Annotated in this window: 12 protein-coding genes; 6 read left to right on the forward strand and 6 right to left on the reverse strand. The window is 40.5% G+C overall.

Going from position 1 to position 12,883, the window contains the following annotated elements; genetic code table 11:
* The first annotated feature begins 17 nt into the window (after positions 1–17).
* Entirely contained in the window at positions 18–1,094 is a 1,077-nt protein-coding gene (locus tag CHU92_RS15005) for an RHS repeat domain-containing protein (protein ID WP_094417011.1), read from the forward strand.
* Between the two features lie 58 nt (positions 1,095–1,152).
* Here the strand turns inward: CHU92_RS15005 and CHU92_RS15010 are convergent, their stop codons facing one another.
* The 3 genes from CHU92_RS15010 to lon are packed head-to-tail and all read right to left on the reverse strand — an operon-like array spanning position 1,153 to position 4,871.
* Complete coding sequence (locus CHU92_RS15010; RefSeq protein WP_129583107.1) at positions 1,153–1,734, reverse strand: hypothetical protein; 582 nt, start codon at positions 1,732–1,734, stop codon at positions 1,153–1,155.
* Positions 1,735–1,754: 20 nt separating this feature from the next.
* Positions 1,755–2,339, reverse strand: coding sequence for a hypothetical protein (locus CHU92_RS15015; RefSeq protein WP_094417015.1), 585 nt, complete (start codon positions 2,337–2,339; stop codon positions 1,755–1,757).
* A 45-nt stretch (positions 2,340–2,384) separates the two neighbouring features.
* Complete coding sequence (gene lon, locus CHU92_RS15020; protein WP_094417017.1) at positions 2,385–4,871, reverse strand: endopeptidase La; 2,487 nt, start codon at positions 4,869–4,871, stop codon at positions 2,385–2,387.
* A 556-nt stretch (positions 4,872–5,427) separates the two neighbouring features.
* Between lon and CHU92_RS15025 the strand changes: the two genes are divergently transcribed.
* The 3 genes from CHU92_RS15025 to CHU92_RS15035 all read left to right on the forward strand — a co-directional run bounded on the left by CHU92_RS15025 (position 5,428) and on the right by CHU92_RS15035 (position 7,557).
* Complete coding sequence (locus CHU92_RS15025; RefSeq protein ID WP_094417019.1) at positions 5,428–6,144, forward strand: porin family protein; 717 nt, start codon at positions 5,428–5,430, stop codon at positions 6,142–6,144.
* 5 nt (positions 6,145–6,149) lie between these two features.
* On the forward strand, positions 6,150–6,707 hold the full coding sequence (locus CHU92_RS15030) for a Crp/Fnr family transcriptional regulator (protein ID WP_094417021.1): 558 nt from the start codon (positions 6,150–6,152) through the stop codon (positions 6,705–6,707).
* Between the two features lie 88 nt (positions 6,708–6,795).
* Positions 6,796–7,557 (forward strand): type 1 glutamine amidotransferase domain-containing protein, encoded by a 762-nt coding sequence (locus CHU92_RS15035; protein ID WP_243389620.1) that lies wholly within the window; start codon positions 6,796–6,798, stop codon positions 7,555–7,557.
* Between the two features lie 173 nt (positions 7,558–7,730).
* On the opposite strand, the gene CHU92_RS15040 is transcribed toward CHU92_RS15035, so the two are convergent.
* Positions 7,731–9,812, reverse strand: a complete 2,082-nt coding sequence (locus CHU92_RS15040) for an insulinase family protein (RefSeq protein WP_094417023.1) — start codon at positions 9,810–9,812, stop codon at positions 7,731–7,733.
* 14 nt (positions 9,813–9,826) lie between these two features.
* Entirely contained in the window at positions 9,827–11,152 is a 1,326-nt protein-coding gene (locus CHU92_RS15045) for a M16 family metallopeptidase (protein ID WP_094417025.1), read from the reverse strand.
* 198 nt (positions 11,153–11,350) lie between these two features.
* Between CHU92_RS15045 and rplU the strand changes: the two genes are divergently transcribed.
* Together rplU and rpmA are read left to right on the forward strand one after the other, a co-directional pair.
* Positions 11,351–11,713: a 50S ribosomal protein L21 gene (gene rplU, locus CHU92_RS15050; protein WP_094417027.1), complete on the forward strand. Its 363-nt coding sequence runs from the start codon at positions 11,351–11,353 to the stop codon at positions 11,711–11,713.
* Between the two features lie 26 nt (positions 11,714–11,739).
* The gene (rpmA, locus tag CHU92_RS15055) at positions 11,740–12,000 is read left to right on the forward strand and encodes a 50S ribosomal protein L27 (RefSeq protein ID WP_094417029.1); all 261 of its coding nucleotides are present in this window, start codon (positions 11,740–11,742) and stop codon (positions 11,998–12,000) included.
* A 135-nt stretch (positions 12,001–12,135) separates the two neighbouring features.
* On the opposite strand, the gene aat is transcribed toward rpmA, so the two are convergent.
* Positions 12,136–12,783, reverse strand: coding sequence for a leucyl/phenylalanyl-tRNA--protein transferase (gene aat, locus CHU92_RS15060; RefSeq protein ID WP_094417031.1), 648 nt, complete (start codon positions 12,781–12,783; stop codon positions 12,136–12,138).
* Positions 12,784–12,883 lie beyond the last annotated feature (100 nt).

Raw genomic sequence — 12,883 nt, forward strand, 5'->3', positions numbered from 1 at the left:
TACAAACTTATCCTGTAATGAAATATTGTCCCTACCTGTTTACCCTACTGTTTTTGTTGTCATGCAGCAAAAAACCTGAAATAGATTACTCAGAAACCGACTGGGCTTTTTATGAACTAAAAGGCAATGTCAAGAGCATGAGCGAAAAATCTTTTGCCGCTACAACTATTCCCGGTAAGCCTGCAATGAACCGTGAAAACCCGGCGGAACACAATACAGACCTGTATTTTAGTGAACAAGGGAAACTAATACTGGAAAAGAAATGGATAGACAATGGCCAGCCATTTGAAGAAACAAAATACAACGGAAAGAACCAGAAACTCTCTGCCACGCAGTATATAAACGGCAAGCCCTATACTATTACAGAATACAAATGGGATAAAACCGGAAAAATAAACATTGTTGCCGAACGGAAAAATCCCGACAATACTATTATTGAAAAAACCATAATCAAAGTAGTAACCGGCCTCCCTTTTGAGCGGCTTACCTACAATGCCCGGGGCAACCTGAAAGAAAAAATTCAATATTTTTATGATAATCAAAGGAAATTGTATGCCGAAAACCTTTATTATAATATTGAAATTTTAGAACAGCGTACCCAATATGAGTATGATGCCCAAAACAGGAAGATTGCAGAAATCAAAACAGGGAACAATGGGGAATTATTGTCAAAAACTACCTACCAGTATGAAGGGCAAAATATTTCTACAATTATAAATTATAATCATAAAAACGAAACAGATAATTATGAAAAATACGAATACGACTCAAAAAATAATATGACGGTAAAAGTATTTTATTCAGAATTTGATAAAATAGAAAGTAAAGAGTTGTTTATGTACAACAACAAGAATAAAAAGACCGGCAATAAATCATATGAAAACGGCTTACTCCAGTCAATAACCCTCATTAATTACGATAAATCGGGTAATATTAGCGCCATATCAACAACAAATGCGGAGGGCAGGGTTACGGACGAGAAAAGATATACTTATACATACGACAGTCAGGGAAACTGGATAACCAAAAATATTATGTATACAACGGGTGATAAACGTTCGTATCGCATAATAAGGAAAATTGAATATTATTAAAAAAATTAACCGCCTGAATATATTTCGGGGGAATTGATAACAGAAGCTTTTATCCATACTACTGTGAATCTTTGGGATTTGCGCTAAGGTCTAATATGGTTAATTCTTTTATATCAGTTAATTTGTTTAAAGGTAATATTTGCTCTTTTATTTTATCATTGACTGCTGTACTGTACACAAGATATACTTTCCATATTCCTTTATTATCATTTTTAGGCGAAGAAAAAACAAGATTACAATATTCATTGTTATTTATAAATCTTTTAAGCGTGTTGTACTTTTCTATGTCTTCTGCTTTAGCCAGCTTTATATGGCCCTTTAAAGTCCTTTCACCATTTGAATTGAGATAGATATTTTTAAAATTTCTATCTAATATGTATATTGAATCATTTGTATTATTAACTGCATACAATTCATGTATATCAAAGTTACTGGCGGCTTTATAAACAGCGTTCACATTTGCTAATGCAAAAATATGGGTTGTGTATGGTGCTGATTCATAAAACGGCCTGTAATATTCGACTCTCTTACTATTTGAAACTTCAATATCAGCACTTACTTTCTGGGTTCTACATGCGTTTAACCCCATTGACAAGCATAGTACAGCCATTATCCAAATAATATTAGTGGTAATTTTCATATATAGTAATTGTGAGATTATTAGTTGATTTCAGCAGCGCTTTTATTGAAGCTTAAATTGAGTATTATGATTTCATTAATATCATTAAGTTCCGTAACGGGTAAAGTTAATTTTCGAAGTTTTTTGCCCAGAAAAGTAGCATACGATATATAAATATCCCATGTTTTCATAGTGTTGTTTTCCCCCGAGAAAAATATCATTTTAGAAGATTGAGCAGCATTTATAAAAGCTTCAAGGTTTTTAAATTCCTGTTCATTTTTCAGGGTGATGTAACCATCTATAACATTATTATTAATATCCTGAATATTGTCCTGAATATCTTCAAAACAATCTAACTGATAAATTACGTTGGTTTTCCTGTTTTTGATAAATATTTTTGGAACCCCAATGTTACTTAAAGCCTTGCCCGCCGCATCATAATTGGAAAGTGTATAAATTTTTAGCGCGTATTCGTTATCTTTTAAAAAAGGCCTGTAATATTCAATAACCTCAGTGTCGGGTTTTATGGTTATTTCAGTTTTTTCCATTCCAAAATAGGTGCGCTTAACTGTTTCGCAGGAGGAAAAACTACTGATGATCAGGAACAGTATTATTTTTTTTACCATGATTATGTATTAATAAAAAAACGCCCAGTTTCCCGAGCGTTTCAGTTACTTTTTATCCTCCATTATCTGTTTAGTCTGCAGCTTGAACCGTTTGGCATAGATGGCATCCTCGTGGCTTATTGCGTGTTCAATAACTTCACTTACGTTTTTCACATAATGGAATGTAAGGCCTTTGAGATAATCCTGGTTTATTTCATCTACGTCGCGCCTGTTTTCTTCGCAAAGTATTATCTCCCTGATATTGGCGCGCTTTGCTGCCAGTATTTTTTCTTTAATGCCGCCTACGGGCAATACACGGCCACGCAGGGTAATTTCGCCCGACATCGCGAGGTGTTTTTTTACCTTTTTCTGCCTGAATGAGGATACTAAAGATGTAAGCATGGCCACACCGGCACTTGGGCCGTCTTTTGGCGTGGCACCTTCCGGTACGTGTATGTGTACATTATAATGGTTGATCATATCGGGGTCTATGCCCAGTACCTCCGCATTCGATTTTATATATTCCAGCGCAATGGTAGCCGATTCTTTCATTACCGTACCCAGGTTGCCTGTCATGCTCATGTGCCCCTTGCCTTTACTTAATATCGACTCAATATACAATATATCGCCTCCTACGCTCGTCCAGGCCAGCCCTGTAACTACCCCGGCAACATCGGTATTTTCATACTTGTCACGTTCCATCTTTGGTACTCCAAGTATCTTGGTTATGTCCGCGTCCGTCAGCTTAATATTGTAATCTTCGCCCAGGGCAATAGATTTTGCCACATTACGCACCGCCTTGGCAATTTGCTTTTCTAGTCCGCGTACACCGCTTTCACGGGTATAGCCGGTAACAATCCTTTCAAGCTGCCTTTTACCTATGGCAACGTCTTTATCGGTAAGGCCATGCTCTTTTATCTGTTTAGGAAGCAGGTGGCGTTTAGCAATCTCAATTTTCTCTTCAATAGTATAGCCTGTCATGGTTATTATCTCCATCCTGTCCCTGAGGGCAGGCTGCACGCTGCCCATATTATTTGATGTAGCAATAAACATGACCTTGCTAAGGTCAAAACCCAGCTCAAGGAAGTTATCATAGAACTCCTTGTTCTGCTCAGGGTCCAGCACCTCAAGCAGTGCACTTGAGGGGTCTCCCTGGTTGCTTATGCTAAGCTTGTCTATCTCATCCAGTACAAACACAGGATTACTGGTACCCGCTTTTTTAATACTTTGGATGATACGGCCCGGCATAGCGCCAATATAGGTTTTCCTGTGTCCCCGTATCTCTGCTTCGTCCCGGAGGCCGCCCAGGGAAATACGGATGTACTCCCGGCCTAACGCTTCGGCTACTGATTTACCTATAGAAGTTTTACCCACACCCGGAGGCCCGTAAAGGCAGAGTATCGGTGACTTCATATCATTACGGAGTTTAAGCACCGCAAGGTATTCTATGATACGCTGCTTCACATCTTCGAGCCCGAAATGATCACGGTTCAGTATTCGCTCTGCCCTTTTCAGGTCAAAGTTATCCTTGCTGTACACGTTCCAAGGTAAATCAAGTAAGAGTTCAAGGTAATTGCGCTGCGTACCATAGTCGGCCGCCTGTGGGTTCATCCTTTGCAGCTTGGCGAGTTCTTTCTCAAACTGGAGTTTCGTTTTATCGTTCCACTTTTTCAGCTTGCCCTTCTGGCGCATCTCTTCAATTTCCTGATCGTGGCTTACCCCGCCCAGCTCTTCCTGTATGGTTTTCATCTGCTGGTGCAGGAAATATTCGCGCTGCTGCTGGTCAAGGTCAAAACGTACTTTGCTCTGTATATCATTCTTGAGTTCCAGCTTCTGCAGTTCAAGGTTCATATACCGCAGCGTTTCCAGGGCTCGGTCTTTCAAATCATTCTTAGCCAGCAACTCCTGCTTTTCCTTAACTGTAAGGTTCATGTTTGAAGATACAAAATTCACCAGGAAGGAATCACTCTCAATGTTCTTTATAGCAAAAGTAGCCTCAGTAGGAATATTGGGGCTCTCCTTTATAATTTGTATGGCCAGTTCTTTGATGGATTCAATAATAGTGGCAAATTCCACATCGGCCCTTTCAGGCCGTGACTCATGTACCTCTTTTATAGTGGCTTTTAAGTAGGGCTGTTCTGTGGTTACCCTATCAATTTCAAAACGCTTCTTTCCCTGCAGGATTACTGTTGTGTTGCCATCGGGCATTTTCAGTACGCGGAGTATCCTGGCTACCGTACCTATAGGGTGTACATCGCCGGCTGCAGGCTCTTCTATATTTTCATCTTTTTGAGCAACGACACCTATAATCTTGCTTCCATTATTGGCATCATTAATAAGTTTAATCGACTTATCCCTGCCTGCAGTAATAGGTATTACTACACCGGGAAAAAGTACCATGTTCCGCAGTGGGAGTATGGGCAGGTCTGCCGGCAACTGCTCATTGTTCATCTCCTCTTCATCTTCCGGGGTCATTAGCGGTATAAGTTCCGCATCAGTATCCAGTTCCTGGAGTGACAAACTGTCAATATTTAAAATCTTTTGGTTAGACATATCTGGTTAAAGGTCATTTTGTCATTAAACATTAAATTCTTACAACGCCTGAAAAAAGCCAGGCCTGATATAAAGCATTGACTTTTAGATAATTTTAATAATCCTGAGTTTGCTTTCCGGATGTATAAGTCAATCTTTATGCCATAAAAAGAAGCCGTCTCAATACTTAAATTTTGAGACGGTTTTTTATTNTATTGAAGAATACAGGAAGAAATTAATTGCTAAACAACTTGCTGAAAAAAAATAGCTATTTGAATTTTTCAAATTCTGCCTTAAGGTAAATCTTTTACCGATGACATCCTCGGCTCATCAAATGCGTGAAGGATTTAGACCTGCGAAAGCCTTACGAAATAACTTTCTGTCAATGTAACTATCAGGGTGCATAAATGTGGAGTTATTGTGTTTTACCGATTCCTCATTAGCCGTTTAAAGTGGTTTTTTGGCACATGAGATGTTTATGCGGTATAATTGCCTTTAAGTACCTAAGAAAGTAAAAAAGGGCTCTTAATTTTCGGCAAACTTTCGCATCTTTGTATAAAGAACCCTAAAAACAATTATGCGGCTACTTTTTATAGCATTCCTGCTTTTTCACCTGCCTGTTTCCGCACAGCAGGGCCTTGTGCTTACTGGTACAAAAAATGATACTATTGCCACCCCTGCAGATACTTTGTATCGTGAAGACCAGATGTATGCTTCGATAGCCTATAACCTGTTGCAGGGGAAGCCGCGCGACTTTTCGCAGAATTCGTTCTCCAGCAGCTTTACCATAGGTTTTCTGAGGGATATGCCCATCAATAAAGCCCGTACTTATGCTGTGGCTGCCGGATTGGGTTATGCTTACAACAATATAAAATATAACCTTAAAATTAGCGGTGCTGACGGTGGAGGCTATGGTTATGAAGTAATTCCTGAAAATTTATTCAGCCGTAACAAACTGGTGCTGCATTACGCCGAATTGCCGGTTGAACTGCGATGGCGCGATTCGAATCCTCTGAGCCACCAGTTCTGGCGGGTTTACCTCGGCTTTAAAGTTAGCTTCCTGCTGGCTGATAATGCAGAATTTGAATCAGGTGAAGAAACCATTAAAATAAAAGGTAATAACGACCTGAACCGTTTTATGTATGGTGCTTATATCGCTGCGGGATGGAACACCTGGAACCTATATGCCTATTATGGGCTCAATCCCATTTTCAAATCTTCCGCAACATTGCCCGGCGGCGAAAGTATAGATCTATATTCGGTTAATTTCGGGCTGATGTTCTATATATTATAGCTGCCATGGACGAACTGAGGCGCCATATTGAAAAAATAGTATCACTGACCGAAGATGAATTCATTGCCGTAAAGTCTTTTTTTACGGAAAAACAATTTAAAAAACATCGTTTCCTTATTCAGGAAGGTGGCAATGCCACTAATGAATTTTTTATTTTAAAAGGGCTGGTTAAACTGTATTATACTAATGCAGAAGGTAAAGACCATATACTCCAGTTTGCTGCCGAAGACTGGTGGGTTACTGATTATAATGCGTTTTTTAATCAGGCTGCCGCCACGCTTAATCTTGATTGCCTTGAAGATACCACAGTACTGTCTATTTCATTTGATGGCAGGGAAAGGCTTTGTGCTGAATTTCCCAAGATGCAGTACTTTTTCCTTAAAAAATCAAATTCAGGCTATGTAGCGTTACAACGCCGGATACTTTCCCTGCTGGATGGCACTGCCGCCGAAAGGTATGCACAGTTCAGGTTGTTGTACCCCGGGCTTGTTAACCGCGTGCCGAAAACACTTCTTGCCGCTTATCTGGGTGTTTCAAGGGAAACACTGAGCCGCCTGGCCTGATGTGATACAGGTCACAATAAATACGTGATATACTTCCTTTACTTTATGGATTACCCTGCCGAACTTTGCCCTGTAAAATCATAAAACTATGAAACAAATCAAAAACCTGCTTGCTGTAGCGCTGCTTATTGCGTTACCGGCACAAAACGTTTTTTCACAAACTAAAAAAGCAAAGAATATGGCAAAGAAAGTTTTATTTGTGGTAACAAGCCACGACAAAAAAGGCAATACAGGTGAACCTACAGGGTTCTACCTTGGCGAAGTATCTCACCCGTGGGAAGTACTGCACAATGCAGGCTACGATATAGATTTTGTAAGCCCTGAAGGCGGTAAAGCCCCTGTAGATGGTTTTGACCTTACAGATCCTGTTAACAAAGCTTTTTGGGAAAATAAGGAATACAGGCATAAAATAGAAAATACTAAAAAGCCTGAGGAAGTAAACCCGGCAGATTACAGTGCTGTTTTTTATGCAGGAGGCCACGGCGCTATGTGGGATTTTGCCGATAACAAAGCCCTGGCAGCCATTGCCGCTAAAATATATGAAGCCGGAGGGATAGTAGGGGCAGTATGCCACGGGCCGGCCGGGCTTGTAAATATTAAATTATCGGATGGTTCATACCTGGTGAGCAACAAAAAGGTAAATGCCTTTACCAATGAAGAAGAAATTGCTGTAAAAATGGATAAGGAGGTCCCGTTTGCTCTGGAAAATAAGCTGATAGAACACGGGGCTAAATTTGAAAAATCAGGTTTATGGCAGCCGCATGTAACAGTTGACGGCAGGCTGGTAACAGGGCAAAATCCACAATCAGCAAAAGGGGTAGGGGAAGCAATATTAAAACTTTTAAAATAATGAGGAAGCCGTCTCACAACTTGAGACGGTTTTTTTACGTTTTTCTTGCATAAAAGAGTTGTAATTTGTATATTTATATCTGATTTACAGATTATTAGAAATGAATTTCAAACACTACAATCAACGTCAAACTACACTTTTACCTTATTCGTTTGNGTATCGAGGAAACTCTTTTACTGGAAATCAGCAGGAGTAACGCCTTCGTTTATCTTAACTTCAGAAACAGTAAGCTCTATGTCAATGCCCACATTCATGGTCATTTTATGAGGTACTTTTATACCTTTTACATCTTTGTAATCACTGTAAAAAGTAGTTTGTGTCATTTTCTGGCCCATCTGCTCTTCCTCTTTTGCTTCACCTACTCTATACCCTGTTTTTACATCATAGTAATAAGTAGTATTACCTTTTTTAAGAGCATAAGCATCACTACCGTTGATAGATTCAATGCCTGTAAGGGTAACGTCTTTGCTGTTTATCAGCGAAAGCTCCTCAAACGGCACGGCGCTTTCCTGAAGTCCTTTAAGCTCTTCACCGGTAATGTCAGATTTTTGTCCCTGCTGAACCCTGTAACCTGACTTATCAGTTACTACCTGCTTCATCATACTCATGCCCATAGCTTTCATTTCAACAAACTGTTTTTTGTCAGATGATGCTTTTACGGTAAGTTCAAGGGGTGTTCCCTGTACGGTACCTGTAGATTTTGTGTAAAGTGTTTTTACACCTTTAACTGCCTTTTCGCCACCAATTGCCTTAATGTAGTTATCAAGTACTGATTTAGCTGTTACACCGGCAGGAACTGCTTTATTAGCAACAGGCTTCTCAGTCGGGTTACCAAATTTGTCAAAGTAGAAGATAGGGATTTTAGTCTTTTCAAGCCCTGGAAGTACATCAGCAGCTTTACCAACTACAACAACACGTGCATTGTCTGCAAGGAAAAATCTCTTAGCTGCATTCCTTACATCTTCAACAGTTACTGCATTAATGTTCTTGATGTAGTTTTCATAAAAATCAGCAGGTAAGCCCTGTGTTTCTGTTTGTAGTGCATAAGTTGCAATAGTTGATGGTTTTTCCATCTGCATTACAAAGTTGCCTATATATTTAGCTTTGGCATTTTTAAGGTCTTCCTCTGTTACAAGGTCGTTCCTCATTTTTTTGATCTCATTAAAGATCTCTACCACTGCGCTGTCGGTAACAGTATTTCTAACCTGTGTTGAAGAACGGAAAGAAGTTACATATTTTCCTGCACCGATTGAAGAGTAAGCGCCATAAGTCCATCCATGGGCTTCACGCAGGTTAAGGAATAAACGGCCTTCACCGCCACCGCCAAGTATCTGGTTGGCAAGCAGTGCAGCAAAATAATCCTTATCAGTCCTTTTCAGGTTAACTACGTTCACTACCGAAATTTCAGACTGTACTGCATTCGGCATATCAACAAAATTGATTTGTGAGTATTGTACATCTTTAGGATCAGTATAGCTTACATTTGGTGCTTTGGCCGGTTTCCATGAACCAAAAAGTTTCTCAACCTGTTTTTTTACATCGTTAAATTTTACATCACCAACCACAACAAGGTAAGCGTTGCCCGGCACGAAATAAGTTGAGTAATTATCCTGAATATCTTCAAGTGTTACATTATTAAGGGTCTGCTCGCTTACAAATTCGCCATTCGGGTGGCTTTTTCCGTAGGTAAGCACATTAGTTACCCTTTGTGCAATAGAAGGAACACTTTTTTCATCGGCTTTAAGGCCCTCAAGCATTTTAGCTTTTTCTTTTTCAAACTCTTCTTTAGTGAATACAGGATTAAGGGCACCATCGGCCATCAGCTCAAGTATTTTGCCTGAATATTTTGAAAGGCCATTTGCAGAAGCACCTTCAGCCCAAAAATTAATATCAGCGCCAAGGAAATCTATTTCTTCATTATAAGCATCCTTAGCCATTTTTTTAGTGCCGTTGCCAATCATGGCGCTTAGCATGTCAGCCACACCCTTTTTGTTGCCTTCAGCATACGGGGCGTTATCAAGCGTAAGGGTATATGAAACCCTTGGCAGTTTGTTATTTTCAACCACAAGCACCTTAAGGCCGTTTTTAAGCGTAAAGGTTTGCGGCTTGCCCACATTTACTTTAGGTGTCGGCCCCGGTTTAGGCATTGGCCTTTCCTGTTCCTGCCTGTTGACAGTAAGCGATTTTGTTTTGTCCTGTGCCTGCATAGTAATGGTAATGAACATGCCGGCTAATAGATATATAACTTTTTTCATGATAGTTTATGTACTTAGTTTTGTGCTTTGTCTTTAGCTGGTACGTAGTCAAGTAATAATCTCTGGTTAGGGTTAAGGTATTTCCTTGCCACATCCCTTATTTCTTCCCTAGTGATAGAACGGTAAATGTCAATCTCAGTATTGATAAGGTTTATGTCTCCGTAAAGCATGTAGTATGTTGCAAGGTTTTCAGCAATGCCTTCTACGCTTGAGTTGCTGCTTACATAGCGGCTTTCAAACTGGTTTTTAAGCTTCTGGAATTCTTTTTCAGAAATTAGCTCGTTCTGTAATTTAACGATTTCTTCGTCAGCTTCTTTAACAAGCTCCTGTGCCGTGTGGCCCTGCATAGGTATTCCGTATATTATATATAGCCCGTAATCTTCCTGGCTGTAGTTGAAGGCGCCTATCTGAAGGGCAATTTTCTTGTCATCAACAATTTTCTTGTACATCCTTGAGCTTTTTCCGTCGCTAAGGATTGAAGATATCATGTCCAGTACGCGTGCATCCCTTGTTTTCATTGATGGGGTCCTGTATGATGCCACCACCATCGGAAGCTGGATGTTTGGATCTTCGTAAGTTGCCTTAATAGTTTGGGTAATAGGTTTCTCTTCAAACTTTTGGCGATTTATTGGAGCTCCTTTAGGAATAGGGCCAAAATATTTTTGTATCCATGCTTTTGTCTGCGCAATATCAATATCACCGGCTACAACAAGAACAGCGTTGTTAGGTACATAGAACTTGTGGTTGAATGCCAGGAATTCATCAAGCGTAGCGGCGTCAAGGTGTTCCATTGAGCCTATGGTAGCCCATCGGTAAGGGTGGTTTACAAACATGTTCCTCTTTACCTCTGCAATAAGGTTGCCATAAGGCTGGTTATCAACACGAAGCCTTTTTTCTTCTTTGACTACCTCATTCTGCGTGTCAACACCAATCTTATTAATTACAGGGTGCATAAGCCTTTCTGATTCCATCCATATAGCCAGTTCGGTATTGTTTGAAGGGAAAACTTCGTAATAATACGTCCTGTCATCGCTGGTATTGGCGTTGTTGTTACCGCCATTGGCAGTTACAATTTTAAACCACTCACCGCGCTGGATATTCTTTGTCCCTTCAAAAAGCAGGTGCTCAAAAAAGTGTGCAAATCCTGTTCTTTCAGGGTTTTCGTCTTTAGAACCCACATGGTACATTACCGAAGTAACCACTACAGGAGCTGATTTGTCCTGGTGTAAGATTACGTGCAACCCGTTGTCCAGGTTATATTCCTCGAATGCTACTTTCTGAGCCGAAGCTACTCCGCCAAGCATCAGGAGGGAACCCAAAGCCATTAAAGATTTTTTCATAAAGATTACTAATATTTTGATTTTGATAATAGGTACGCAATTTCGATATTTTGTTACAATAAAGCTAACTTTTTTTATGATTTCATTAGCTTATGGCGGTTTTTTTGTTTGTTGCCAGCTATTTTTATGGCCGGAAGTTGTATGGTAAATAATTAGTTGTATATTTGCAGGCTCAAAAAATAACCAAATTATATTGTTATGTACGCAATCGTAGAGATAGCAGGGCAACAATTTAAAGTTAGCAAAGACCAGAAGGTATTTGTTCACCGTTTAGAAGGTAAAGAAGGTGATGCAGTTACATTTGCAAAAGTTCTTTTACTGGACGATAACGGTAACGTTACCCTTGGCGCCCCGGCTATAGAAGGTGCTTCTGTTGAAGCCAAAGTGCTGCAGCACTTAAAAGGAGACAAAGTAATCGTTTTCAAAAAGAAAAGGAGAAAAGGTTACAAAGTTAAGAACGGCCACCGCCAGGCTCTTACTCAAATCGAGATTACCGGAATTACCGGTGCAGGGGCCAAGAAGAAAGCCACTAAAAAAGCGGAAGCGGAATCTGCAGAATAATATTAACAATTAAAAACTAAAACATCATGGCTCACAAGAAAGGTGTCGGTAGTTCCAAGAACGGTAGGGAATCAGAGTCGAAACGTTTAGGCGTTAAGATTTTTGGCGGCCAGGCTGCTATTGCCGGTAATATTATAGTTAGGCAAAGAGGTTCTAAGCACAACCCGGGCGAAAACGTTTACATGGGTAAAGACCATACGCTACATGCAAAAGTTGACGGTGTTGTGAAATTCCAGAAAAAGGGCGATAACAAGTCGTACGTTTCTGTAGTTCCGTTTGAAGCTTAAGACGTAAAAGAGAAAGATAAAGAAACCCATTCCCCGGTGAATGGGTTTTTTATTTCATACCTGTGATGATACAGATGGCAATGGCCATATTCTCCGAAAGGCACAAGGGTGATAGCTTTATCCCGGCAGGTTTGATTATAGGCCTTGTGTCTCAGTCAATATCTTAATGAAAGTTTCACGGCTTATTTCGCGTGCGCCAAGGCTCTCCAGGTGGCTGTTGTGCACCTGGCAGTCAAGCAGGGCATAGCCTTCCCTTTCAAGCTGCCGCGCCAGGGCTATAAAAGCTGCTTTAGACGCATTTGGCACTTTAGAGAACATGCTTTCGCCACAAAAAACATGGCCAAGGTCCACACCATACAGCCCGCCCACAAGCTCTTGGTCCTGCCATACTTCATAAGAGCGTGCCAGGCCCAGCTCATGAAGCCTGCAGTAGGCCTCTACCATTTCACCGGTTATCCAGGTGCCGTCCTGCCCTTCGCGCTCAATATGCCTGCATGAAGTGATTACATCATTAAATGCCGTGTTAGATGTTACCCTGAAAATGCCGCGGTTTAAAATATTCCGCATGCTTTTTGATACCTTTAGCTCGCCGTGAAAAAGCACCATGCGCCGTGGCGGGCTCCACCATAGTATTGGCTCATCGTCCTCAAACCATGGAAAAATACCGCTTCTGTAGGCCAGCATAAGGCGCTCAGCCGACAGGTCGCCCCCTACGGCTACCAGCCCTTCAGGCGATGATCGTTCTACAGATGGGAAATAAAGTTCCCGTGTGAGGAAATACATGCTTTAAATACCGAAGTTTATAGCTTCAAATTTAATTTAAATTTAAATCAAAAAATTACCGATGTTACTAAAATGATAGTTATCTTACCGGGATGAAGTA

It is taken from the genome of Flavobacterium cyanobacteriorum (genome assembly GCF_002251835.1).
Lineage (GTDB): Bacteria > Bacteroidota > Bacteroidia > Flavobacteriales > Flavobacteriaceae > Flavobacterium > Flavobacterium cyanobacteriorum.

What these genes read in the sequence shown, in the direction of transcription:
- CHU92_RS15010 (WP_129583107.1), bottom strand. Translation starts at nt 1,734, where the DNA reads ATGAAAATTACCACTAATATTATTTGGATAATGGCTGTACTATGCTTG.
- CHU92_RS15005 (WP_094417011.1), top strand. Translation starts at nt 18, where the DNA reads ATGAAATATTGTCCCTACCTGTTTACCCTACTGTTTTTGTTGTCATGC.
- aat (WP_094417031.1), bottom strand. Translation starts at nt 12,783, where the DNA reads ATGTATTTCCTCACACGGGAACTTTATTTCCCATCTGTAGAACGATCA.
- rpmA (WP_094417029.1), top strand. Translation starts at nt 11,740, where the DNA reads ATGGCTCACAAGAAAGGTGTCGGTAGTTCCAAGAACGGTAGGGAATCA.
- CHU92_RS15045 (WP_094417025.1), bottom strand. Translation starts at nt 11,152, where the DNA reads ATGAAAAAATCTTTAATGGCTTTGGGTTCCCTCCTGATGCTTGGCGGA.
- CHU92_RS15025 (WP_094417019.1), top strand. Translation starts at nt 5,428, where the DNA reads ATGCGGCTACTTTTTATAGCATTCCTGCTTTTTCACCTGCCTGTTTCC.
- lon (WP_094417017.1), bottom strand. Translation starts at nt 4,871, where the DNA reads ATGTCTAACCAAAAGATTTTAAATATTGACAGTTTGTCACTCCAGGAA.
- CHU92_RS15030 (WP_094417021.1), top strand. Translation starts at nt 6,150, where the DNA reads ATGGACGAACTGAGGCGCCATATTGAAAAAATAGTATCACTGACCGAA.
- CHU92_RS15015 (WP_094417015.1), bottom strand. Translation starts at nt 2,339, where the DNA reads ATGGTAAAAAAAATAATACTGTTCCTGATCATCAGTAGTTTTTCCTCC.
- CHU92_RS15035 (WP_243389620.1), top strand. Translation starts at nt 6,796, where the DNA reads ATGAAACAAATCAAAAACCTGCTTGCTGTAGCGCTGCTTATTGCGTTA.
- rplU (WP_094417027.1), top strand. Translation starts at nt 11,351, where the DNA reads ATGTACGCAATCGTAGAGATAGCAGGGCAACAATTTAAAGTTAGCAAA.
- CHU92_RS15040 (WP_094417023.1), bottom strand. Translation starts at nt 9,812, where the DNA reads ATGAAAAAAGTTATATATCTATTAGCCGGCATGTTCATTACCATTACT.